We start from the raw sequence: 24,103 nt of genomic DNA on the forward strand, positions 1-24,103 counted from the left end.
CCGTGAGTTTGTCTGTGTGCCTCAAGAAGCTCACCCTAATCATCAGCAGAAAATAACGTCGTCAATCTAGACGAGGTACTGAAAGTGGGACACAAGACTTGGTAGGGTCGTTTCTCCCGAAAAGTGATATGCGAGTGTCTCCTATCTATCACTGGAGCAACCATGAGCCAAAGCGTCCCAACAGTCAACCATCGCTGGGACGATCCCTCTTCGCACAAGGGGAAGTATCCGCCGGACTGGAGCGCGCGCCGGAAGGCCGTCTACAAGCGTGATAACTGGACCTGCCAATCTTGCGGCCACATGAGCGGGCCGCACGCCGGAGATGAAGGCAGGTCACTCCATTCCCACCATGTCATCTCCCTCTCGAAAGGCGGCTCGCACAAGTTCAGCAACCTCGAGACGTTGTGTGGTGTCTGCCACAACAACCAGCACCACCACGATATCTTCGCCAGCGACAGTCGTGGATCGACTCTCAGTCAGTTCGTCGACGATATGATGCGTGCCCTTGCAGTCGGTGGGCTTCTCCTCCTTGTGATCGCGGCGTACGGTGCGATTACCATCGGGGCAAGTATCTCGATCGTTTCCTCGACCGCTCTCCCAACGGGGATGATCGTCTTAGGTGCCATGGCGACACTCATTGGAGTGGGGCTCGCGCTCATATGGCCGCGGGTCAGCGGGCCGGGCTTTGCGTTGGGTGGCATCATTTGCACCGGGATGGCTGGCTCCTTCCCTGGTGCTCAGGCCTCCGACCCTGCTGTCGCACTGATACTCGCCATGTTCGGAATCCCAGTTCTGGTTGCTGCGTGGGAACATTTTAAAGGGTAAAAATCCCTTTTTGGCTTGACATCCTCTCTGTCCTGCTCGCGCCCGTTCGCGCGTTCGTTGAGGACGGCGACTCCCGACCGCAGGGGGAGGGGGTCATCAGGTCTCGGCTCCTGTTTTCTTCAATAAGTAAACTAATCGACCAGAAGTATATAGTTGATAGAATACTACAATCTGGGAGATGGACTGGGACGATACGCAATCTGATACCGATTGGGCACCAGATCCTCCAGAAGGCTATGATCAGTATGATCCGCTATTTGTTCAGCCGTGGTATGTCACAGTGTTGCTCGGTATCTGGGCGGTTGGTGCAGTTGTTGGTGTGCCGCTTCTCGTCGTTGTGATAAAGGGTCTCGATACGACACTCACGGTCTACAAGGAAGTGTTACTGCCGACCAGCTTCGTCGGAGTCGTCATCTATTTCGGCTGGATAGCCGCGACGCTCATCGCGATGCTTGGTCTTCACGAGCTAGTACACGCAGTCACCGCGCGAGCGCTCGGCTACAAGACGGAATTCAGTATCGAGAAATATCTGGTTGGGGGGTGGACTCCGCAAGTCATTACGTATGGCCGGTTCGAGTCGCGCTTCGAATCGGTCGTCGTGACGCTTGCGCCGCTGCTCGTCATTACGCCAGTGAGCATTGGAACACTGATAGTGGCTGACGGTTCGTGGGCAGTTGCGACAGCAGCATATGTGACGCTCGGCAATCTCGCTGGCTCAGTAGCCGATCTCGCCACAGTCTGGCTGGTAACACAACTACCATCCGGCGCTTTCCTCTATCACGATCGCGCTGGAAGAAGCCAGTACTACACGCCGATTGAGCAAACAGCGGATACCAACGATGAATCCTGATGAACAGTCTTGCGATTCAGGCAGGGTCGAGGAGAGGGTGCTACTCGCTGCGCCACGTAACGAGTATTGCCATCCCCAACAGAGCCATCAAAACGATGCCGATCACGATGGAAATCCCCGCCAAGTCCAATCCAGCGGTGATGCCCGCTGAGTCTCCCGAGGAAGGACTCGCCGTAGTTTGAGAAACGGTGGTGGTCGTGGGTGTTTCAGTTGCTGTCGGCGTCGTTGTGGAGGTCGGTGTGGGAGTTGGTGTTGAGGCTGGAGTCGGTGTAGCTGCCGCCGTCTGTGGGTCGTTCGGGGTCGACGTCGGCGCGACTACCGCCACCGTCGCGGACTCGTTCGCTCCACCAAAGCTCACGGTGATGGTTTTTGCGCCTGTACTCTCGAACTGCTGGGTGAACGTCGTTGACTGAGATGTGTTGGGTGCGAGCGAAACTGTCTCTTGGTTCACGACCCGCCCGTTGGCTCGTATCACGACTGTCTCATCTCGTTGTTTCGTTGCGTTGCTTGCGACGGTCAGGTTGAACTGCGCTGGTTCGTCGACCGTCGCTGTCTGAGAAATGGGGCCGAATTCTATGATTGAAAGGACCGTCGAACTGGCAGGCGTCACCGTCGGGGTTGCCGTGGCGGTTGCTGTCGCCGTAGCTGTTGGTGTCGCCGTTGCAGTCGGCGTCGGGGTTGGCGTCTCTGTCTGGTCGTCTCCGCTCTCGTCCTCGCCGCCGCTAAAACCGTCCGTAGCATCGAGAACGTTAGTCGAGTCGATCTGCTTGCCGTCGAGGGTGACGACGAGACCATCGCTGTTGTTTGTCGTGAACGTCGTTATTTCGCCATCAAATCGGTAGGTGTCCTTGCCGTTGAGGCCGACAGTGCCCTGTGCGTGCTGTCCGGAAATACTATCAGTATCTTCAGTGTCGACGTTCTCAGTCTTGCGGAGGTCGCCGCCGACGCGGAAATTGTAGCTGATCTTGTCTTCCGGGGTCGTGATCGTCAGCGTGTGTGCTGGCTGGCTGTCGGTGTCTTGTGGCGCGACTGGAATGACCGCAGTACCAGTGAGCAGCAGACATACGATACACACCAGTAGTAGTCGTCGAGCAACAGATCGGTTAAAGAGACGATAGAGCACTACAACCGCCTCCTGACAGCGATGACCGCAAGCGAGAGGACGAGCGCTCCACCAGCAGCGCCAAGACCGAAGCCCGGACCGCTCCCCGAGCTCGCCGCCGTCTCTCCTGCCGTGGTAGCTTCAGCCTCCATCGAAGCGCGCGTGTCTCCCTGTCCAGGCTCCGATGCTGAGTCGCTATTCGGTCCGGAATCCTGCGATGATGCTGCGTCTGCTCCTGAAGACTGGGGTTGGGCAGTGGCCGTTGTTGTTGCTACCGCAGTAACCTCGTCCGGCTCAACGCGCTCGTTATCGAGTGTGACCTGCGCATCGCCGACGATATCGAATTGCGTGATCTCGCCCGTGTAGTAGAACGCCGTGATCCCGTCGTACGGGTCAAGTGATCCACGCGCTGTATTGCTGTTGACGATCTGTGTCTGGTTTCCGAGCGCGCTGGGTGCAATCGACCCGGAAACAGTGATTTCGTACTCGACACTCCCGTTTTCCGTTTCTGGTGGGTCTTTGTAGACCGCCAACCGGTGCCCGTTCAACACCTGCTGATCGATTGGGTTGCCGTTGAGCGTCACCTGCACCGAACCGTTGGAGTTGAACTCCATCAGACCGTAGTCGAAGACGTAGATGTCGCGCTCGGAGCCGTTTACCGTGCCCCGCGCCCGATATTTGCTGACGAGATCTTCCGATCCTGTTTGAGCCCCACTGAGATTGTCGACAACGCGGAAGTCGTAGCTCCCGGTGCCGCTGATGGTGAGGACGCTTTTGCTTGCGTTTCGCGTCTCAGCCTGTTGGTTTGGAGTTTCAGCAACATCTCCTGTGTCGGCCGTTGATGAATTGCCAGCGAACAGCCCCTCGCTTGAGTTAGTGCTGCCCGAAGTCGTCGGTGATATCGATGGTGCCGGTGTCGTCTCTTCGGTGGTGTTGTTCTGCTCTGCTGCAGTATCGCTCATCAGCGGTGCCGCAGCGCCTCCAGCCGACACTACGGGAGAGAGCATAATCATCACCGTTGAGAGGACCACGATGGTCATCATGACCCGGTGTCTCCACGTGCCGTCAGTGTGATGGCGAGAGTTATTCATTTTCATCAAGAATCTACCATACAACGGCGCTGCCACCGACTGTTCGCGAATCCACAAAACCAGCTTCACGCATCCCTTTGAGTCGGTAGGTGACGGCGCGACGATGGATCGGAAGGTTGGCTGCAATATCCGTCGCTGTGAGCACTGGCAAATCGGTGGTTTCGAACACCGCGAGCAGTTCGTCGTCAGCGACGGGGTCGGAAATTTTTCCGTGCTCGTCGCGCTCCATACCCATACTCTCAGCGTTCTTGATGCGTTCACTTAATCGTTACCGGCACCGTCAGAAGCAACCGACAATTTTCGGGGAATCGACTAAGTATCAGGAAAGTCTACAAAAGCCAACTCATATGAGCGAACCAACTGACACCAGCGCAGAACGTATTCCACCAGTCGTTTTCAATGCTGCTGTGGAGAATGCAGCGATTGATGACCGATTCATCATTCTCTGTACCGACGGCGACATCGAATACGCGCAGACGCGTGAGGAAGCCGAACAAATCGCCCAAGAGATGCGTACGATGCGGGAGTTTTTCGCTGGCCCGAGCCACGAGACAGAGATCTTCGAACTATGAGTTCACAAGACCAGACGGATCAGGATGGCGACGAAGCAACAATCGTCCACGAGACAATCGACCGGCCAGAGCTATCGCCGGGCAGTCCCGCAACCGACTGGGAGACGTACTTCCCGTTCGACGAACCGTACGACGCCCAGCGCGAAGCAATCGAACAGACGCATGAGACACTCCTTGATGGCGGGTTCGCGGTCGCCGAACTCGCCTGTGGGACTGGGAAGACGCTGTTCTCGCTCATGCGAGGGATCGAACTCATCCGTGACCCGACGACGCCCTACAAGCGTGTGATGGCGCTGACATCGGTCAAACAGCAGATCAGAGCGTTCGAGGACGACCTGAAGGCGATCAATCAAAATCTCGATGAAGGTGTTCCACCGATATCCGCGCTTACAGCCGTCGGGAAGGCAGACCTGTGCAGCTACGTCGATACCGGCCAGATTGACGACGACCGTATCTACTCGCGGTGCGAGGAACTCCGCGAACCGATTCGAAAGACGCTTGCACAGACTGGCTCCGAAGACGCCCGCACCTTCCTCGATTCGCTGGTAGACAACAGCGAGGTGGATTCGAGGAGTCGCGAGCAACCCGTCACAACCGAAGACTGGAGCGCTCCCTATGCAGAGGGGATTCCTGAAACCGGTGGTGACGGAAGCGGCGGTGCCGAGTTCTGCCCGTTCTACGCGAAATACCGGCGCGAAACGCTCGATGATCCCGAAGGAGGCGGCTACACGCCACAGGGCATCATGACACCGGAAGAGCTGCGAGCGCAAGCCAGCACGGCGGGTATCTGTCCGCACGCGGTCATGGGCGACGCGATTGCGAACGCCGAAGTCATCATCGCCAACTACTATCACGCGTTCGACCCGGATACGGTCGATACGCTTACCGGCGGGATCATCGACAAGGAGACACTGCTCATCTGCGATGAAGCGCACATGCTCGTGCCGCGAGTGCGCGACGTGTTGAGCCAGAGTCTGAGTCGGTGGCGGCTCCAGCGAACGATCGATGAAATCGAATCAGAGATCCTCAATCAATCCCATCAGGGGGTCGACCGCACGATCCGGGAAACGCTCACCGAGCATTTCGTCTCTCTCGACAACCTCAAAAAGTTCGTCGAACTCCTGCGTGACCTCCAGGACGAACTCGAACGGCGTGCAGCCACAGCGCTCGACGAGAGCGACGACGTCGCCGATTGGCGAGAGCAAAGCCACCCTGACCTGCCCGAGGATATCCAGCAACCGCTACGCGACCCACGGACTCCACAGCCCGACGACCTCTCGGAGTGGGCCGCCGACGAGGGGTATACGGATTTGCTCGGCCACGCCAAGCAGCTCTGCGATGGTGTCGTCGCAGCACTCCGGCAGGCAAGCCAGACCCATCAGGGCTACACACGACTCAACACTTACTCCGAACCCGTCGGACAGGTCCTTCAACGCTGGGCCGACTGCGACCACGAACAGTACATTCGGACCATCGAGTTGCACAAGCGCCAGCGAGCCGAAGAGCGCGAGTTCGCGTGGGCCGGCCACTACTCGGCGCACTTGACGATCGAAAACTGCCTTCCGGCCGAGGAGATCGCCGCTCAGCTCGACCATTTCGGTGGCGGCATCCTGATGAGTGCAACCCTCGCACCACTCGATGTCTATCGGCGAACAGTCGGTCTTGACCGCCTCGAAGAGAACGGTCGGCCCGTCCAGGAGATCGTAGCTGGATTGCCGTTCCCGCCGGAGAATCGCGGCTCGTTCGCTGTCGATCTCGAAAAATTCACTTACGGGAATCGCGGTCCCACGAATGCACGCTGGCGTGACGACGACCAAGACGACGTTCGCGACGACTACGCGAGTGTGATCCGCGATGTCGCCCGAACAACCAATGGGAACGTCCTCGTCGCTATGCCGTCGTATTCGGAGGGCGAGTGGGCTGCAGAGATGCTTCGAAGCGATCCAGAGATCGAAAAGGAAGTTCTCGTCGACCGGAGTTCGAGTAACGAGATGACGGAATCACTGAAAGACGAGTTCTTCGGCGGTGCTCCGAAAGCCCTCGTGACATCACTACGCGGAACGCTCACCGAAGGTGTCGATTACGAGGGCGACCGTCTCGATGCCTGTGTGGTCTGTGGCGTGCCGATCACGAATATCGATGGTCCGGTGCCAACCGCGATCAGAACCGCCTACGAGCGCAAGTTCGGCAAGCACAACGGGTTCGATTTCGCGTTCACAGTACCCGCAGTCCGGAAAGCACGACAGGCGCTTGGGCGGGTGATTCGTGGGGCGGAGGAAACAGGCGTGCGGGTTGCCGCCGACCGTCGGTATGCCACATCCCATAACTGGGATGACGTTCGGGAATATCTCCCAGAGTATGAGCAGAGTGATTACGATCCAACGCGGCCGGAGATGGTTACCAACGAGATCAACCGCCTCGTTCAACAGTGGAAATGAAAGAAGGATTTATGTGTATTGCTACCTATAAATAGCAATATGTCGTGTACTTCGACGCCAACCGACGAAACTGAACTCGGTGGTCTTCCGCTCTTGATACCCGATCAAGAAGGTGTCCTCATCGGATGCGTCGAGATCGGTGAACCACGTACGCTCGCCGCTTACTACATCCACTGGCGGGGACACATCATGCTTGGCGTCTACGAAGATGGTGAATTTGCGCCAGCGAGTACGTTCGAACACGAAAGCCAGATCATGGCTGACCAAGTGCAAGCATTGACCACACTCGACGCAGAGGTACAACTCTCGACCATCGGACGAGCACTCCTCAAAGCATGGCACATCGCCGATCTCAGCTCACTTGCGCAGAAAGAAGCCCACGTCTATGCACTCCGAGAACTCGCTGGCTTCAGTCGCCAACTGACTGCCGACATTCTCAATGTCTCGCCGAGTACGGTCGACTCTCATCTTCAGGTGGCGAAGCGAAAGCGGAGAGAGGCACAGAACCTTCTGAGCCTCGATCAACAGAAGGCACAAGACCAGCAGTCATCGACTTATGACCACGACTCGATTCTTGTTGAGGTCATCAACGAAATTGACGATCCCCAGAGAGCACGGTAGCCCATTGGGTGCATCTTTTATGCTCTATCGATTTCCGAAGACCATTGCGACCGATGTGAATTCACAGGTGGAGACGCTTGCTGACGGGTTCGAACGACTCGGGCCTGACGATACTCCGTTTACGCTCCGCGGGGGTGAGGAGAAGCGCGACCGAGCAGCGACGATCCACCACCAGCGGGATACGAACGAGCGGACGGATGATGAACAATCAAATGAACCAGTCAGCCGTGACGTCTCGGAGTGGAAACAGAACCTTCGCACCCTCGATTTCCCGTTCATCGATACGATTCCCTGTGAAACGTACTTGGATCGAGCATGGCAGGCTGCAGCCGCGGTGCAAGAACACGGACTCATCGAGGAGGTCCATTGTAATGTCCGCTTTGAGGATCCGAATCTGCATGGGAAGTTCGGTAGTTCCCAACTGAAATCTCACCATCTCCTCTGAACCGGTGAGCTGTCGAGGTAAACATCACAGTGGACCGGTTGGCTGGAGGTCAGAAGCGTCGCTGCGTACTCAACGCTTCCCAGCATCGACTCCTCACGAACCCAGCTGACAGCTGCTGCTCACGAAGGGCACCCCCGAGGCCGCGGGCTGGCTCAGCCCGCGGCCGCGGTGTATGCGTCCGGCACGCCGACACCATTCATCTCGATCTTCCACCGCCGCTCCAACTCTTCTTCCAACGCATGTCGAATCCAGTCACAGAACACCGAGAACGTGAACTCCTCGGGCAGGTCGCGCCCGCCCCGACGCGGGCGGGCGACGACCGCCCATCGTAGCACCAGCCACAAGTTCTCAAGGAGGAAGCTCACCACCACGAACGCAAACCGTACGATCGGGTCCTGCGTCGACGTTACCGCTCGTGCGCTCCGAAACAACCGATAGCTGGATTCGATCGCCGATCGCTTCCGGTAGCAGTGTTCGACCTGTGTAGGCGTGCGATCGTCCAGATCGCACGCCGCGTACCCCCGGACCACTTCGCCGTGCTTGTCACGATCGCCGTTCTGATATGAGACTGAAACCGCGAGCGGGAAACGCAGTTCCCGCTCGCTGTCCTTGTACATCCGGTAGGTCGTCATGTACGATTTGTGCGTCTCAAGCTTCTCTTCGAGCCGGTCGCCTTTCTCGGCGACCGGCACGACTGTCGCGGCGATCTCTCGTGAGCGGCGGATGACGCGCTCGTTGTAGAAGCCCGAATCAGCCAACAACAGCTCGATTTCGAAGGGATAAGCCTCGACGCGGTCGAGGACGCGCTCGACCGCGTCGGCTTGCTTCTCGTCGCTGCGGACGTAGGTCATCGCGAGCGTGATCGGTTTGCCGTTCGAGACGAGGTAGGCAGTGCAGTATCGGTGGCAGGTCGTGGTACCGTCTTTTGGGCTCATTCGACAAAGTTCGCCTATCTCGTCGCTGTAGGTGCCGTGGTATGGATTATCGACGAAATCGATTGAGACGATCCTCGACCGCTCGGGGTCGAGGATCGTCATGGCCAACTGCATGAACAGGAGGTTAGCGGCGAATTCAAGCCAGCCTCGATCGAGCGTGTGGAGCCACTCGAAGACGGTATCGTCGCAGGGAGCCTCGTGGTTCTCGGCGCAGACCTCTCGAATGGAGCTCTGATTGGTGCTGGCAAGGATAACGACGGACCAGATGTCGCCAGGATCGAGGGGCGAGCCCTCGATCCCTGGCAGGGGAAGCTCTCCGATCACGTCCGTCGCTACACCTTTGACGTCCCACGCCGAAAGGAAGCCGTCTGGTTGAGGTAACTCTAACACATTCACTCAACCAGATATCTTCTCCAATCAGACCGGCGCTTTAGCTCCGTCTCTCAACTCGATTGGGAACTACCGAAGTTCTGGCCGGGTATCGCTGTGATCGAACTTGCTCCGGAACGGGACTATTTTCCCGGATACGCGCCAGGACCGACTCTTGCACACGAGGTGAGCCATAGCGTGTACGCCGCGTGGACACCGGATGCCGGCTTCGAACAGGGCCAGCAGGCGTTTCGAACTCGAAGCCAACAGGAGCAGGCAGAATCCTTGTCACTGCGGCTCTACGGGCCGTTCCATGAAGCGACAGGTCCGTTCGTGGACTACCGACTGGGTGATGAGGAGCTCTTCGCGGCGGTTTTCACCTCGCGCATCATCGAACCCACAGCGGCACGCCGGAACGCACCACAGGCTGTTGATCGCATCGAGGAAATTGTTACAGCCACTGTTCCTACTTTATTTGATAAAAATAATCTCGATTCATAATATCACAATAGTTGATAATCCAGAATTGATGAAGGATTTGGTGGGGTGGGATGGGTAATTCCTATAGATCAGGGTAACTAAGATACCAGTTATGCCCCGTTCATGCGCGGTATGTGAACACCCGAACATTAGTCGATGGGAGATTTGCTTGCGTATCGAGAGAAGCCGTGGTCGTGACGGTGGGTTTCCTTCGTTTGTTAGTATCAAACGCGACCTTCAGGATGAGTACGGCGTCAATACCTCTGTTACAGGTCTCAAACAGCATGTAGAGGACCATGTTGAGATGCCTGCGGCCGGTGCGTGTTTGCTACGGGCACAGCTCTACGATGAGGATTTCGATAGCGTGGTTGAGGAGGTTTCTCAAGATGTATCTCCTCTTGAACTTATGAAATTACTTCCTGATCGACCGCTCACCGAGGCGGAAGTCGGGACGATCGTGTCGCATCCAGAAGTTGATGCTATCCATGGAGAGCCTCTCACCACTTGGTATTCGACGATACCTGACGACTTCGAAGATGATATCCATGCGTTCTGGATCGAAACCGGAGACGAGATCATCTCGTTTTCATTATATATCGGCGAGTTTAGTCAGTGGGATCAGTATACTGCGTCGATGAATGCCGATCAGGAGATCCGCTGGGAACAGATGGAGATCAGGAAGAAGGAGGACCTCGTTGATCGAGGAATGATGTATCGCAACGATTATCTTCATGTCCCGGAGCAGAAGCCGGAGGAAACCGAGGCACCTGCATTCAGTGAAGAGACAAGAGCTGATACGGAGGATTGGTTTACTGACCGTGCTGTCCAGCCGTCGAGTGCCGTCATGGAGGGTGAGTTTGCTGGTGATCAACCTCTCTCCATGGACGCTGTAAGAGATCTCTCGACGGAGGAGCTTGTCCAGCAACTGCGTGGTTTCGGGGTTGAGATCAGCAAGGAAACGTTTCAAGAGGAGGTAGAAGGGTTCTACTCGGCGAGCGAACTTACCGATCATTGGTGGGAGGTGTACTCTGTGACGGCGGTTGGCTATGACGAGGATTTCATCTGGATGGCGGCGGTTGTATTGTGGGACCGATTGGTACCGGATGCCGTGAGCTCGGAACAGTTAGACAGGATGATGCAGGACGGGTACGATCTTCAGGATGAGGGAAAGACGGTGGAGGCATGCAATCTCTGGTTGGAGGTATGGGAGCATTTGAAGGATCGGTTCACTGAGGAGATGACCTCTATTCGCGATGCTGAACAGGTCTTTTCGGGGCTTCAGTCCCTCTATAACTGGTGTCAGGATGTGGAGATGGAACTGGGGAATGCGGGGAGGCAGGATGACCCCGCATTTCACGAGAAACGGATCGAGTACTGCCGGGAGTTCTGTGAACTGTTTCCTGAAACGTACACCTTGATTATTCAGAATATGCGGAGTGCGGTGGCAGTTTCCCTGTTTGATCTTGGACGGGTTAACGAAGGTGAGGCGGAATTTGAAGCGTTGGTGAGCGAGTATCCTGATTTCGTCTGGGGCTACACCAAATGGGGAGATAAGTACTGGCAGAATCGGCATCACGATGAGATTCCACTTGACTACGGGAAAGCAGAGGAGATCTATCAGAGAGCACTGTCCAACGATATCGATGAACCTGATGTCGTGAGAAAGCGGCTCAAAAAGCTGGAGATGGAACGAGAGAACCGAGATTCAGAGGAGACATAGACTCTCCCCTCTCTCTTCGCGTCTTCGAGAGTATTGGTGGTTATATTGATATCGACGCGATCAATCTCCCGTCATTTCGGTGTAGTACTCGGTTACTGTTTCGTGAACGGGGCTAAGACCCGCTGGTGGTTGGCCGAGTTGTCGGAGCGTAGCGTCTGCCACGTCGGCCGTCCCCGACCGAATATGAACCTCCTCGATCGACTCCTCGGCTGTCCAGAACCCATCGAAACACTCCCCGATTGGGCGGTCGTCGCCTTTCTCAAACGTAACTGCTTCGGACGCTGACTCGCCGTCGCCGCTCCGCAGCTCCTGCAATCTGTCAAGCAGTGTGTCGCGCGAACGGCCACGCCATCTGAAGATGAGAAACGGGTCGTCGTCGAATCGTTCGGCCAGAATGTAGAAGACGGCAGCCAGATGTTTGCATGGGTCAGCACTGTCCGGACAGCTACAGTTGGTCCCCATATCACCGTACGACTCCGGGAATAGCGAGACGTCACACGCCTCGAAGACCTCCTCGATATCTGCAGGCATCTCCTCAGTCAACAACTGGGCGGCGAAGACAGCACGGTCTGCCATCACTTGCTCGAGCTCTCGCCACGTCCCCTCTGCAAGTGCATCACCGCGTATCGTGATGTCGTAGGGAGTCGATTGCGAGCCTTGGACTGACGCCGAGACGAGACCGTTCTCGACGGTGAGTTCCACGACCTGGCCTTTGCGTGCGTAGCGCTTGCCGCGCGTGATGCGGGTGCTTTTGCTGTAGGATTCAACCCCACTTTCGACACCCAAATGCGTTCTTGTGAATAAATTCTATGATTAAGGCCAAGTTGAAGGTATATTTTGTCAAGTGATATTGAACATCTCTAAATAAATAATACCTTATCAGACTCGCAGTAGTTAAACAGATATTTTTGAGAAATATATGCGCGAGCCAGAGAGGTCTGCCTCTCTGGCCGCGCTTACTCTTCCGATTCGATGCCATACGCGGTGACATCAAGATCGAGCAGCTCAAGCACTCGATTCGGCACGTCAACGTTGTCTGGTATCTCCCGTTTTCCGTCGACCCGCGATACGAGCATGTTCTCGAACCGTTCAAGCACTCGCCGGCCGGTGGGCCGAAAGCTCGTCGGCCCACCGGCCAGATCCATCGGTTCGTCCGCATCCTGTAGAGCCACGCGTGCGCGTCGTTCAATGAGAGAATAGACGAGCAACGCCATCAACATCACGTAACCGAGTGCTTCGACGCGGTCGGGCCGGTCGAGAAAGACCGGCCCGACGCGTTTGGGGTCTTTGACTACTCGAAACCGGCGTTCGACCGCCTGTTGTTCTTTGTATTCCCGGAGAACGTCCTTACCAGCCCACTCTTCAGAATCTTCCAACGACGTGACGACCACGAAACAGCTGGCTCTCTTCTTGCGGTGGGCGATCGCCGCCGCGTCCCGCTGGACGCTGGCGGCGATCTTGTAGACGGTTTCGTAGGGGTCCCAGTCTTTCGGCGGTCGTCCAGGCTTGTCGCGGCTCTTCTTCTGTTCGGTTTCGACGACATCTGCCTCGAATTCGAAACAGAAATCGTCGTGATCGTCGAGCCACGTCTCCCACGCTTCCTGAGCGTCGGGTTCACAGGCGAACGAGCGGTCGGCCAGCTGGCCGACCGCGTCCTCAAGATCCTCTTCGGTACTGTCGAGATTATTGTCAATGCGTCGGTTGGTACGTCCATCGAGCGTGGATGAATGGACGACGACACACCGTAAATCGTGGTCAGAGATGTTCTTTTGGAAGGTTTGAATCTGATAGGAGGCAGCGTCTTCGTCATCTTCATCGTTGACAAATTTCCCAAGGTCGTTCCACTCGTCAACCTCCCACGCGCGGTCGATGCACTCATCGACCGCGTTGTAGGTGCGCGGGAGTCGGCTGATAATGTCGATGCCAGCAGCAGAGGCTTCATCCAGCGAATCTTCGCTCATTGCCGCGCTATCGGCGACATAGATAGGAGGCTCGTCAGCGGCGAGCCGCTGACGGAGCTCGCCGATGAGTTCGGAGTTCCACGTGGTATCGGAGTCGTTCCCGTCGAGGATATCTCCGATGACGGGAACGCCGTTGCGGTTGACTGCGAGGCCGATTTGGAACTGGTTGAGGTGACGATTGCCATCGCGACTATACCCTTGTGTAATTTCGAGGTCGTACTCGTCGTCTTCGTCCTCGTAGATACCCTGAACGGACTTGGAAGTGGTGTCGGCGTGGACCACATTCGTGGTCACGCCTTCACGTCCGATGGCGTTAGCAACCACGCTCCCGGTGAGTATGCGTGGGTTGGCGTCAGCGATCTTGTCGAGGGCCCGTCCGAAAGTGGTGTCATTGAGATTTTCAGGTGAGATATTCTCGCCGTAGAGATTGGCTGTGTCGGTTTTCTCGAAGAATTCGGACAGCCGATACATCGGCTGTCCTTCGGTCAGGAAGTTCATGACGAGACCCATGACTCGGTGACCGGGGGAGAGCCGACACTGTTGTTCGTCCCAGTCGACTTGTTCGTTGACAGTCTCGATGAGGCCGCATTCCACACAGACGGCTTTAATCACCGGAAGCGGACCAGGCGAGAAGACTTCCACAGCCGAACTCACAGTATCGTGAGTTCTGCTGTGGGGTCAAAGAAGTTCTCGGTACTTTTCAGCTTAAAAACATTTTGTCGATTCTGTAGGGGTGTCGAAAGTGGGTTCAACCACATCCACGAACCGTCGTGACCACCACTGTTCGCCGATGTCTCCGCGCTTGCTCTGGGCTTCGATGCCGTCCTCGACCTCTTTCGGCGTGCTTTTCTCGTAGTAGCGCCAGCTCATGCCAGTGTCTCCTCCGAGAGCGTCACGAGGTCATGAAGTTCATCGGTCGATAGTTCCGTGATCCACTCGTCGCCTTCGGCGAGCACCTGATCGGCCAGCTCCCGCTTCTGCTCGATAGTCTGGTCGATGGCCTCCTCTACAGTGCCCTCGCAAATGAGTTTGTGGACCTGTACGTCGTCGGTCTGCCCGATACGATAGGTCCGATCGGTCGCCTGATCCTCGACAGCTGGATTCCACCACCGATCGTAGTGGATGACGTGCGTGGCGGCAGTGAGTGTCAGTCCAGTCCCCCCAGCGCGGAGCGACAACAAAAACAACGGTGGACCATCGGGCGACTGGAACTGTTCAACCATCTCGTCGCGCTTCGCTTTCGGCGTCCCGCCGTGGAGATAGAGGACGCGCCGTCCGAGTTGGTCCTGAAGGTACTGGCGTAGCAGTTCAGCCATCGACGTGTACTGCGTGAAGATGAGCGCTCGGTCACCGCTAGCCAGGAGTTCGGTCGCGAGATCTTCGAGACGCGCCAGTTTTCCCGATCGTTCCACGAGCTGACTGCCATCCTCGTGGTACTGGCGCGGATGATTACAAATCGCCTTGAGCGCGTTGATGAGTTGGAGCACTTTCCCCCGCCGTTCCATGTCGCTTGCCTGCTCGATCTGTCCTAGCAGTTCGTCAGTGGCAGCCTTGTACAGGGTCGCCTGTTCCTCTGTGAGATTACAATACTCTTTGCTCTCGATTTTCGCCGGCAAGTCGTCGATAACTCGCTCATCGGTCTTGCTGCGGCGCAGAATGAACGGCCGGATCAGACGACGCAACGTGTCGGCTTTGTGCTCGTCACCGTACCGTTCGATGGGACGGGCGAACGTCTCCCGGAATGCCGTCTCCGAATCCAACAAGCCGGGATTGCAAAACTCCATGATCGACCAGAGTTCGCTGAGTCGATTTTGGACTGGCGTCCCGGTGAGAGCGAATCGATGGCATGCCGAGAGGGTACGAATCGCTTGCGTGCGCTTGGCACCGGTGTTTTTGATCTTCTGTGCCTCGTCGAGGATGACACGGTGAAACTGAATGTTTCGGAGCTGCTCGATATCGTTTCGCACGACGCCGTACGTGGTCACGATCATATCGTGGTTGGTGAGTGCCGCGTCAAGCGTGTCACCAGATGCCCGCTCGGTCCCGTGGTGGACGTACACTTTGAGCTGTGGTGCGAACTCGGTGGCTTCGTGTTTCCAGTTGCCAACGACCGAGAGCGGACAGACGACCAGCGTCGGTCCCAGCGACTGGCCGTCAGCTCGTTCCTCGACAAGTCGCGCGAGTATCTGGATGGTCTTGCCGAGACCCATGTCGTCAGCGAGACAGCCACCGAAGCCGAACTCTTCGAGATAGCTCAGCCAGCCGAGGCCACGTTTCTGATAAGGCCGCAGTTGGCCGTCGAATCCATAAGGGGTCTCGGTGTCGTCGATCCACGCTTCGAGATCGGTGTCGAACAGGTCCGCGAGGGCACCCTCGAACTGGCGGTCAACGACCGGGAGTCCATGGTCGGCGTCAGTCAATCCGGTATCGGCCTGCAGCGCCTCCGCGACGGTCATCTCACCGTCCCCGGTCTCGTTGTACAACTCAAGGGCGTTCTCAATGTCTCCTTCTTGGAGTGAGACCCACTGACCGCGCACGCGAACGAGTGGCATTTTGAGTGCAGCCAATTCTTCGAGGTCATCTTTCGACAGCCGTTCGTCACCGAGAACCACATCCCAGCGAAACTCACAGAGTTGCTCGACACCGATGCCCCCGACTGATGATTCGCTGGACGACTCCTCTGATTCAGCGGTGAGCTGTGCGCCAAGCCGGCGTTCGGGTTCGTTCCACCATGCTGGCAGGACGACGCCAAAGCCGGCCTGTTCGAGCACTTCGGCTTTCTCTCGGAGGAATTCGTTGGCCTCGGTGGCAGTGAGTTCGAGCGTCGTCGGCGTGGGCTCGTCGAGTGCCGATTCAAGAGCCGGATAGAGTGAGGCGGCCCGTCCCAGTTCTTCCAGTAGTGTCTCCTGTGGTCGGTCGAGATGACGTTCCAACACCTCCGTCGTCGCTTCGGTTGATTTCCAGACAGTGCTGGCCTCGACCAGAAGGCTCGGATCGTCAGCCGCCTGCAGTAACAGTTCCAGTTCCCAGCCATGAGGACTGACAGCGGCGACATCGCCGGTACTGACCTGTGTGTCCCCAGCATCGGCCTCGGGATGGGATTCAGGTTCAGGTTCAGATTCGGGTTCGGGTTCGGGTTCGGGTGCCCAGAGTCGCAGGCAGAGTCGGACACCCTGCTCGCCGGTGGTTTCAAGCGATCGTGTCCACTCGTCGAGTTGCTGGCGCAGGTCTTCGAGAGCGTCCGGATCGGCATCGATCGTCCCATCCGGTCGGGTGAGTGCAGCAAGCCACTGCTCGTGGATATCGTCGAGTTCTCCGCCAGAGCCGTCCAGCTCAGCCGACGTGAGTCGATCCTTGACAGCGGCATCCACACAGACGTCGAGCATTCGAACGAGGACATCACGTGCCGACCGGACAGTGGCGTCGTCCCAGCTCTTGGCCTCTTCGGCACGGGTAGCCACGTCGTCGGTGACGAGCGCTCGCGCGAGCGGGGGCATCGACTCGCGGAGTGATTGGAGTCGGTTGAAATCCTCCGCCGTCGAGGGAAGCGCACGCCACACTGCGACGCCGGAGTCCTCGCGCAGTTCGAGGTGAGGCACCACACGCCCACCACGGACGAACTCGCCAGCCAGCGACACGACAGTCTGCCAGTATCCCACCGTGTCTCCCGGGACGATGCCAGCGTCTTCGTTGCCGAGGGCATCGAGAACATCCCCGAGGACGCTGGCATCGCACTCGAGTGCAGGCACCGTCCATGGAGAGACGCGGTCGACGGGCGCGTCCATCTCCTCGTCGCGCACCACATCCGGTGAGGGTTCTGGTCCGAACCGACCCGACGGGAGCAGGAGCGTCAGACTAGTGTGCTCAAACGCCTCGGCTGCGACCGGGAGGTTCAGTTCCGCACACGCACTCTGGAGCGCTTCGATCGACGCTGCGAACGGATGATCTCGTGGATTTGGGACGTTCGGTGGTCGGCCTGGTTTCGGCGAGTGTTGCGGTGGTAACGTCGAATCTTCGGCCCAGAGGGCGACCCGCCCACGCTTGTCGGATGCGAGATGGCAGACGAGCATGCGCTTTCAGAGAATACAGCGGGGGATACATGGGTAATCTATTCTCTTCGGCACGAGTAGTGAGTGATGTTGGTTGTTCGTGTCCATGTATAGCGCCTGTCACGGTAGGATAAAATCACTGTGATCGATATCCCCTGCCATCTATATTTATTTAGATATTTAGAGAATTAGCTTAAACAATTCACTGAGCCTCAGTACACCGTCAGCGTTCCTGATTCAGCGTCCGGACAGTTCACGTACAAGCGGTCTTCTTCAGGGAACTGGACCTCGGGATCATCGTCGCGGCGACGAACCGTATGGGTCTCGCTGCAGACCGGACACTCGAACGTATCGCCTTCCACGTAGTCAGCGTTACTTTCCATTTTCTTCTGTTCTAATTTCGCTCGGTGAACTGCTTCACGGGATGACAGCGGCGCGGACGCAAACAGTGTCTCCTCACCACGGAATGACCGAACTATCTCGTAGGCCTCGGTCAAATCAACGCCGGGACGTGCTGCACTGTACGCACGGTACCATGCTTTCTCCGAATCGACGAAAACAGCTGCAACCACGGTTTCAGCCCTGACAATCACACAGCTGCTGACGGAGATACTTGACAGCTCTGGGCTAAGAGAGTCTTCAGCAGTTATGTCATCTGCAACGATGCTTTGGATACTCTCACGATCTTCAAGTGCATCAATCTCGGTCAGTGAGAGCGGACGAGACGGGAACGATGACAGTACCGGCCACCCATCCATACGAGACACGTTCTCATTCCTCCTGCATTAACGTTGCTCGTTTTCTCGAATCCATTGATACGCTGCGATTGCTATACGAGAGGGGGTTCTCCGGTCGTCTACTCTACCCGGCTATAACTCAGTTCTCGGATGTGTTGGTTGAAGTATCGCCCGAGTGAGTCCGCTTCGATCAATCCCTGGTAGGTCTGCTCAGGGACATCAGCATATCGGTATATCTTCCCGTCCTGAAGCTCGACCTCTAAGAGTTGCTGGTCCGAATCGTAACCGACGCTTCTGAGCAGAGAGGATGAGACTGGTTCACGCTCCATCCGTTCTAGGCTAATCCTGTTGTGACCGAGACGAATTGGTCAGGAATCTGCTTTTCCAATCGGGGAATGCAATCGGTCGCTGGATCAGAGTCCGTTGAGGAGCGCTCACCGGCGTGAGCGCTCCGAAATTCTCGACAAACGCGAGTGCTGTAGCTAAGGAGTCCCGCGAATCCAGCCCGATCACGCCGGATTACGCGAGGTCAGCGTCGAACGGTTCGTACTGCACCTCGTCAAGCAACGGGATGCGGTGAATGTTCGGATCTAGCGCATCGTTCATCAGCGATTCGACCAACTTCGGCGGTTCGTAGCCGAGTCGCTCGGCGACTCGGCGGAGAATCCGGTCACTGTGCCGTCCGAACGCTCGTGCCCATCGTTCTCGAGGCAGGAGCGACGACGCTTCCACGTCGTCGCTCTCCTCGTCCTGCTGTGCTTCGATGATCTCGATGAAAAGTTCTCGGAGCGTGCGGCTCACTACGAGCGAAAGCAGCCCGATCAGGATCAACGCCTCCACAACCTCTGGCTTTCCCGAGTTGATCTCGTCGAGTCCGTACGTGGTCTTGAGCTCCCGAAAGAGAAGCTCCACCTCCCAGCGCGCCTGATAAAGCTTCGCGATATCAGGCGCGCGATAGTCCTCAGCGGGCAGATTCGTGATGTAGAGGTGGTATCGATCTTCCTCGTCGTTCCAGACGCCGACGACACGGAACGTTTCGACGGCACGGCTGCGCGTACCGTTGTAGATGCGTCGCTTGAACTCGACTTCACCGTCGACGTCGATGACGTCGCGGTGAAGATCGTCAAGAATGTCCTGTACCTGCTTGCCTTCGAGGGAAATGGCGTCGCCACGCCATTTCCTGAGTTCAGCCGTGATCTCCGGATTTGCGTTGGGTTTGAGTCGTGTGAGGAACCAGCCGCCGTTGGCGTCGATCAGATCCATTGTCCGGTAATCGAAGTAGGCCTGGTCGAACAGCAGCAACGCGTTCTCCACCCAAGGACCAGTAGAGAGTTGCGTGAATTCATGCGTGCGCGCGTCAGTGATGCTGAATTCAGCCGGGAGACCGCTACTGATGGCTTCGACCACGTGGAGCTTCGCTCCAGCGTGGTCGTCGCCATAGCCGGGAAACGTCTCGAACAGCGACTGGTACAGCGTGATGACGGTCGCATCCGCGATGAAGACCTCGCGGAACTGCTTGAAGCGGCCCTGAAGACGGTCATTCTCGTGTTCGAGGTCCTCAAGAGCACGCTTGAGGACCTCTCGAAGGAATTCACAGAGAGCAGGCATGAACCACTCGTGGAAGGACGAATAGCTGAGTGATCCGCCAAAGGTTTCGATGTACTCCTGACGGAACTCTTCGAGGGTTCTGTAGTTGCCGGAGAGAAATCCGATAGCAAGTGACCAGAACAGGGCGTCAGCCTTCAGTTTCCCGCCGTCACGTTGGATTAGCCCGGTTGCGCGAGCAAGCTCGCGCAGCCGGTTGTTCGGAAACGTCTTCACCAACCGTTCCTCTATCACCGAATCCGGTGGTAGTTGCATTCCCTTTCCACCGGCTTCTCAGAGCGCTAACGGCTGGCGTTCTTCGGCTATCTCGGAGTTAGCCTAGAACGGATGGTTCACGCTCCATGCCAGCAGGATAGTAGCCACAGCTGGAATATCTTTGGTTCATTTCCATCTGATCCAGTGAGGATAGATTGATCGAGGGTGGTGACTCGTTCGGTGTGTGAGTGGCAAACAAGTTCATATAGTTTGGCGCAATATTTCCCCTCTCAGCAATGGGATCGTTCGTCTACGAGTGCGTCAACTGCGGTCACCAACTTAGCGGCAATGAAGGAGCGTCGCTGTCCTGTCCGGAATGCCGCCGGCTGATGAAACGCATTGGTCGTGACTCGACGGCCGGACGAAAATAGAATGCGCGAAGACTCGATTGTGCGCGAGTGTACTCTCTCGTATCTTCGTCTTATCGCCAGAAGCACTTAAAGAACGGATGGCAACCCTCGACTCATCAATCACGCCGAGGAGCTGATAGTCGGATCTGGGAGACTTGGGTCGCGGTAGGGATTGAGGCCGTAGACCGCATCGTGGAGGTCCTGCTCGTCGAGTTGCTCGGTCAGGGTCCGGCGGAGGCGGTTGAAATTGGTGACGTCGAAATCATATTTCTCGCGGAGTGCTGTGAACTGATCGTTATCGGTGATCGAATGAAACTCAGTACCTCACAAAGCACGCCAGTTGATTGCTTCTGAGGCGTGAATTTGGTGGAGAAGTCGGTATCGAGCAACTGCTGAGGGCGAGGTTCAACACCGAAAGCATCGAACCTGTCGCAGTCGGCGGCGGAACGCCGCCGACGCGACGGNAACTGCTGAGGGCGAGGTTCAACACCGAAAGCATCGAACCTGTCGCAGTCGGCGGCGGAACGCCGCCGACGCGACGGTGTTGCCACTCACCGAGCAGGCATTCCCGGTCGGTGGGTTAGCGCTCGAAACGGTCGTCCGGAGGCTTGTTTGCGGGGACGGCGCGACGCACTGCGAGCGCCGTCTCCGCTGCTCTCCGTATCATTCCAAGAAACTCGTCGAATCGCCACGGCCAGAGGCGTCGCGCGCCTCGGCGCGGCGACGCCACGTACTCCCAGTGGAGGTACCGCCACGCATTCTGGAGCAGGAAGCTAATCAGCACGTACAGGAACCGCACCGCCGGATTCTGTGTCGTCGTATTCGCAATGCTTCGTTCGGACAGCCGGTAGGTTGATTCGATACCGAATCGACGGCTGTAGTGTTTCCTGGCTTGGCGTGGCGTTTCGATGAACGGCGCGTCGACGGCGTAGCCGTGACGCGCCACACCTTCCTCATCGTACTTCCCTTGCTGGTACGTACAGTCGATATAGACCNTCGATGAACGGCGCGTCGACGGCGTAGCCGTGACGCGCCACACCTTCCTCATCGTACTTCCCTTGCTGGTACGTACAGTCGATATAGACCGGGAAATCGACGGTCCACGTGTGACCGTCGATTTCGCCTTGGAGGTCGTGATCGATCACGCGACTCCAGCCTGTGCTCAATTCGTTCTGAATCTTCTCGCCCCACTTCACGATCGGCATGACGAAAGCGTAGTTGTGGGCAGCNATCACGCGACTCCAGCCTGTGCTCAATTCGTTCTGAATCTTCTCGCCCCACTTCACGATCGGCATGACGAAAGCGTAGTTGTGGGCAGCGAGTAGCGTCAAACAGTACGTATCGTAGAACTCGCGGTCGAGGTAGACGGCCTTGACTGCGAGGTCAAGGCCGTCGAGCACGCCGAGCAGTTCCGCGAGGATCGAGCTGGCGGTGTCGCCGTCAGTCAGACGGCGCACCGCCAGCGTGTAGCGTTTGTTGCGTACGCGGGCGTAGAGTGTGGCANGTCGCCGTCAGTCAGACGGCGCACCGCCAGCGTGTAGCGTTTGTTGCGTACGCGGGCGTAGAGTGTGGCATAGCCGTGGAACGTCGTCGTTCCGGCTTTAGCGAGTGAGTTGTAGAGCTCCTCTTTAGATTCGTACTCCTCTCCGTAGTACGGACGGAGGTGGAGGTCGGCGACGACCTCCACCGGCCGATCCGGAAGCAGCTTGAGGATATCCTGCTGGATGAGTGTCTTCCCGACTCGTTCGAGCTCTTCGAGCTCGAATACCCTGTTGCACGTTCAAAATCAAATCACCAGACGGAACGATCAGGCCTGAATCTGGACTCCATCAGTAGAGTTGGTGAAACAATGGAATGGTTCCTGATAGAAATGGCTGAATCGGCCGATAAATCAGCCCGATTGGTCGAGCTCCTTTCAGAAAATACAGCAGCCTGAGGGCGATGCCTCTCAGGCGGCGACACCTGTTTTTTGGACAGGTGGCGCGATCGTCAGATGAGCCGACTCGGTGAGCGTATCAGCCCTGGTTTGTTCTGCCGTTGTGCCGTGAGAGACGCCGCAACCAACGCTACTGCCGAGAGAACGACGTGAGTCTCGACGTTGTTCTCTTTGCGNGTCCTTGATCGTCGCTAACGGCGACGATCGGCGAGGATTGATCGCCGTCAGCAACGGACAATCGAGCTGATCCTGACAGAAGTCGCGGTTAGCCTGACTGTCAAAGCCAGCATCAGCGAGGGCTGCCTGGAGATCGTCAGTGTCGTACCGCTCGTTGAACTCATCAACGAGCGGTTCGAACGCCGCACTGTCGTTCCTCTTGCCGGTCTCCATCGTGATGGCGACCGGCAGCTCTGTTGCCGCATCCACCACGAGAAACACCTTGTACCCGTAGAACGATCCTTCGTGTTTCCCCCAGCTCGCACCTTCAACTTCGCCATTTTCGATTTCATCACGCGTATTTGCCCACGCCGCGATGTGCGTTCCATCGATGACGACGAACTCACCGCCATGTTCGTGATCGGCAAGCAACTCGCCACACATCGACTGGAGGCAATCTCGGAGTTCATCGGGATGAAGTTCGTCGAAGGCCCGCCAGAGCGACGTCCCATCCGGGACGTCCTCTGGCTCAGTGTAGTCGAGAGCCTCTCGAAACGAATGATTGCGCTGAAGACGGCGTTCGAGGGCGTCGAAGGAGTCGCCCTCGAACTGCCGCAGGACAAGTGCGGCAGCTCGTTCGGGAGAGATTGACTGAAGTTCCGAGACAGCGACCGAGAGGAAGGTTGCGACGAGTTCGTCACGGTAGAGGTAGCCGTCGTCAGCAGGATCGTCGGGTGTGACATCGGCTGGCTGGTCGGTTTCACGCTGGGCCAGCTGGTCGTCCCGAAGGGACGGCCAGCTGTGGGTGTAGACGGTGGCATTGTGCCCCGCTACGGTGTGTACCTCCTGTTGATCGGCGAGCTTTCGGAGTGGGCGGTAACAGCGCCGATCAAGCAGGTCGTCAGCTTCGGGTGCGGTGAGTCCGGATGGCCGATTGAACGCGAGATATTTGAGCGTGGCTTTGGCAGTCTCCTTGCGGTGGAAGACGGCGTAGCCGTCATCCACCTCGGGCCGCCAGAAACCGTCGTGAGTAGAGCGTTGTCCGATGATGTATTTGCTGGCGACGTACTCTCGGTTGTGATTTAACGAGGTGTAGAAGGTATTGGAGGAGCCGATCTGCTCGATATACCACGCCGACACGTCGGTGCCGGCGCGGAGTTCGTCTTTGGAAGCGACCTCGTCATGGAATCGGAGGTACTCACGAACGGTGGTCTTATGCGATGAGACGGTGTTGTCGTAGGCGTCGGATCTACCGGTTCCCATACCACTGATCCGACCTCTAGTCTAGTGAATGTGACCATTTCTAGCGTTAGTGGCTACTGTTCGATACGTTCGAGCTGGTTTCGAAACCGTGCAACGGGCTATCAGAGGTCGGTTCGACATCTCGGTCTGCGTACTCCTCGCGGAGTTCGTCGAAGTCCACGTCGGTATCCTCGACCTCGACGAGGAACTGACAGCCCGGCAGCGCGCTTTCTATCATCACCGGGTCCGAGAGCGCGAGCCATACCTCCTCCGTTGCCGTATCGTTAAGTTTGAATGTTCCACTGAATTTCATAGTGTCTCACTGTCCTTGGTCCGTAACCACAAGCCATCAATCACCGATCAA

The 24,103-nt window shown here is 57.1% G+C and carries 21 protein-coding genes and 2 pseudogenes; 9 read left to right on the forward strand and 14 right to left on the reverse strand.

Features of this window, described 5'->3' with window-relative positions:
• Positions 1-162 precede the first annotated feature (162 nt).
• Both C451_RS00815 and C451_RS00820 read left to right on the forward strand, forming a co-directional pair.
• Positions 163-825: an HNH endonuclease gene (locus tag C451_RS00815; protein WP_007736613.1), complete on the forward strand. Its 663-nt coding sequence runs from the start codon at positions 163-165 to the stop codon at positions 823-825.
• A gap of 178 nt (positions 826-1,003) precedes the next feature.
• Positions 1,004-1,675: a DUF3267 domain-containing protein gene (locus C451_RS00820; RefSeq protein WP_007736614.1), complete on the forward strand. Its 672-nt coding sequence runs from the start codon at positions 1,004-1,006 to the stop codon at positions 1,673-1,675.
• A gap of 40 nt (positions 1,676-1,715) precedes the next feature.
• Here C451_RS00820 and C451_RS22380 read toward each other — a convergent pair whose 3' ends face one another.
• The 3 genes from C451_RS22380 to C451_RS00835 are packed head-to-tail and all read right to left on the reverse strand — an operon-like array spanning position 1,716 to position 4,097.
• On the reverse strand, positions 1,716-2,750 hold the full coding sequence (locus tag C451_RS22380; RefSeq protein ID WP_007736615.1) for a hypothetical protein: 1,035 nt from the start codon (positions 2,748-2,750) through the stop codon (positions 1,716-1,718).
• A 47-nt stretch (positions 2,751-2,797) separates the two neighbouring features.
• Positions 2,798-3,904, reverse strand: a complete 1,107-nt coding sequence (locus C451_RS00830) for a hypothetical protein (RefSeq protein ID WP_152420310.1) — start codon at positions 3,902-3,904, stop codon at positions 2,798-2,800.
• Positions 3,882-4,097: a helix-turn-helix domain-containing protein gene (locus C451_RS00835; protein ID WP_007736617.1), complete on the reverse strand. Its 216-nt coding sequence runs from the start codon at positions 4,095-4,097 to the stop codon at positions 3,882-3,884. The genes C451_RS00830 and C451_RS00835 overlap by 23 nt, the downstream gene beginning before the upstream one ends.
• Before the next feature lie 118 nt (positions 4,098-4,215).
• Here C451_RS00835 and C451_RS21490 point away from each other — a divergent pair, with 118 nt between their 5' ends.
• The 4 genes from C451_RS21490 (at position 4,216) to C451_RS00850 (ending at position 7,944) form a co-directional block, all read left to right on the forward strand.
• On the forward strand, positions 4,216-4,440 hold the full coding sequence (locus C451_RS21490; RefSeq protein ID WP_152420311.1) for a hypothetical protein: 225 nt from the start codon (positions 4,216-4,218) through the stop codon (positions 4,438-4,440).
• On the forward strand, positions 4,437-6,878 hold the full coding sequence (locus C451_RS00840) for an ATP-dependent DNA helicase (protein ID WP_007736618.1): 2,442 nt from the start codon (positions 4,437-4,439) through the stop codon (positions 6,876-6,878). Before C451_RS21490 ends, C451_RS00840 begins: the two co-directional genes overlap by 4 nt.
• A 189-nt stretch (positions 6,879-7,067) precedes the next feature.
• Positions 7,068-7,499, forward strand: a complete 432-nt coding sequence (locus tag C451_RS00845; protein ID WP_161605807.1) for a sigma factor-like helix-turn-helix DNA-binding protein — start codon at positions 7,068-7,070, stop codon at positions 7,497-7,499.
• Between the two features lie 55 nt (positions 7,500-7,554).
• A complete protein-coding gene (locus C451_RS00850) occupies positions 7,555-7,944 on the forward strand; it encodes a hypothetical protein (RefSeq protein ID WP_152420312.1) in 390 nt (129 codons plus the stop codon).
• A gap of 152 nt (positions 7,945-8,096) precedes the next feature.
• On the opposite strand, the gene C451_RS00855 is transcribed toward C451_RS00850, so the two are convergent.
• On the reverse strand, positions 8,097-9,269 hold the full coding sequence (locus C451_RS00855) for an ISH3 family transposase (protein ID WP_007736621.1): 1,173 nt from the start codon (positions 9,267-9,269) through the stop codon (positions 8,097-8,099).
• Positions 9,270-9,446: 177 nt separating this feature from the next.
• On the opposite strand from C451_RS00855, the gene C451_RS00860 reads away from it, so the two are divergent.
• Positions 9,447-9,749, forward strand: a complete 303-nt coding sequence (locus C451_RS00860; protein WP_152420313.1) for a hypothetical protein — start codon at positions 9,447-9,449, stop codon at positions 9,747-9,749.
• 148 nt (positions 9,750-9,897) lie between these two features.
• On the forward strand, positions 9,898-11,448 hold the full coding sequence (locus tag C451_RS00865) for a tetratricopeptide repeat protein (RefSeq protein WP_007736623.1): 1,551 nt from the start codon (positions 9,898-9,900) through the stop codon (positions 11,446-11,448).
• 60 nt (positions 11,449-11,508) lie between these two features.
• Here the strand turns inward: C451_RS00865 and C451_RS00870 are convergent, their stop codons facing one another.
• From C451_RS00870 to C451_RS00900, 8 genes and pseudogenes are all read right to left on the reverse strand, one after another.
• Positions 11,509-12,234: an SWIM zinc finger family protein gene (locus tag C451_RS00870; protein ID WP_007736624.1), complete on the reverse strand. Its 726-nt coding sequence runs from the start codon at positions 12,232-12,234 to the stop codon at positions 11,509-11,511.
• Positions 12,235-12,404: 170 nt separating this feature from the next.
• Positions 12,405-14,063, reverse strand: coding sequence for an IS1634 family transposase (locus tag C451_RS00875; RefSeq protein ID WP_241431128.1), 1,659 nt, complete (start codon positions 14,061-14,063; stop codon positions 12,405-12,407).
• A 51-nt stretch (positions 14,064-14,114) separates the two neighbouring features.
• Positions 14,115-14,279 carry a hypothetical protein gene (locus C451_RS22385; protein ID WP_007736627.1) on the reverse strand — a complete coding sequence of 55 codons (165 nt, stop codon included), beginning with the start codon at positions 14,277-14,279 and terminating at the stop codon, positions 14,115-14,117.
• Positions 14,276-17,479, reverse strand: coding sequence for a DEAD/DEAH box helicase (locus C451_RS00880; RefSeq protein ID WP_007736628.1), 3,204 nt, complete (start codon positions 17,477-17,479; stop codon positions 14,276-14,278). Before C451_RS00880 ends, C451_RS22385 begins: the two co-directional genes overlap by 4 nt.
• A gap of 191 nt (positions 17,480-17,670) precedes the next feature.
• On the reverse strand, positions 17,671-18,216 hold the full coding sequence (locus C451_RS21495) for a hypothetical protein (protein WP_152420314.1): 546 nt from the start codon (positions 18,214-18,216) through the stop codon (positions 17,671-17,673).
• A 98-nt stretch (positions 18,217-18,314) separates the two neighbouring features.
• A complete protein-coding gene (locus tag C451_RS24210) occupies positions 18,315-18,524 on the reverse strand; it encodes a KTSC domain-containing protein (RefSeq protein ID WP_007736630.1) in 210 nt (69 codons plus the stop codon).
• A gap of 190 nt (positions 18,525-18,714) precedes the next feature.
• The gene (locus C451_RS00890) at positions 18,715-20,055 is read right to left on the reverse strand and encodes an IS4 family transposase (RefSeq protein ID WP_239640528.1); all 1,341 of its coding nucleotides are present in this window, start codon (positions 20,053-20,055) and stop codon (positions 18,715-18,717) included.
• Positions 20,056-20,985: 930 nt separating this feature from the next.
• Positions 20,986-22,131 (reverse strand): annotated as a pseudogene (locus tag C451_RS00900) (ISH3 family transposase).
• Between C451_RS00900 and C451_RS00905 the strand changes: the two are divergent.
• The gene (locus tag C451_RS00905; protein ID WP_007736635.1) at positions 22,069-22,341 is read left to right on the forward strand and encodes a hypothetical protein; all 273 of its coding nucleotides are present in this window, start codon (positions 22,069-22,071) and stop codon (positions 22,339-22,341) included. The pseudogene C451_RS00900 and the gene C451_RS00905 sit on opposite strands and share 63 nt — an antisense overlap.
• 12 nt (positions 22,342-22,353) lie before the next feature.
• On the opposite strand, the gene C451_RS00910 is transcribed toward C451_RS00905, so the two are convergent.
• Both C451_RS00910 and C451_RS00915 read right to left on the reverse strand, forming a co-directional pair.
• Positions 22,354-23,760 (reverse strand): transposase, encoded by a 1,407-nt coding sequence (locus C451_RS00910; RefSeq protein WP_007736636.1) that lies wholly within the window; start codon positions 23,758-23,760, stop codon positions 22,354-22,356.
• A gap of 100 nt (positions 23,761-23,860) precedes the next feature.
• Positions 23,861-24,052 (reverse strand): annotated as a pseudogene (locus C451_RS00915) (CoxG family protein); the annotation flags it as partial.
• Positions 24,053-24,103: the final 51 nt, after the last annotated feature.

Source organism: Halococcus thailandensis JCM 13552 (genome assembly GCF_000336715.1).
GTDB classification, from domain to species: Archaea; Halobacteriota; Halobacteria; order Halobacteriales; family Halococcaceae; genus Halococcus; species Halococcus thailandensis.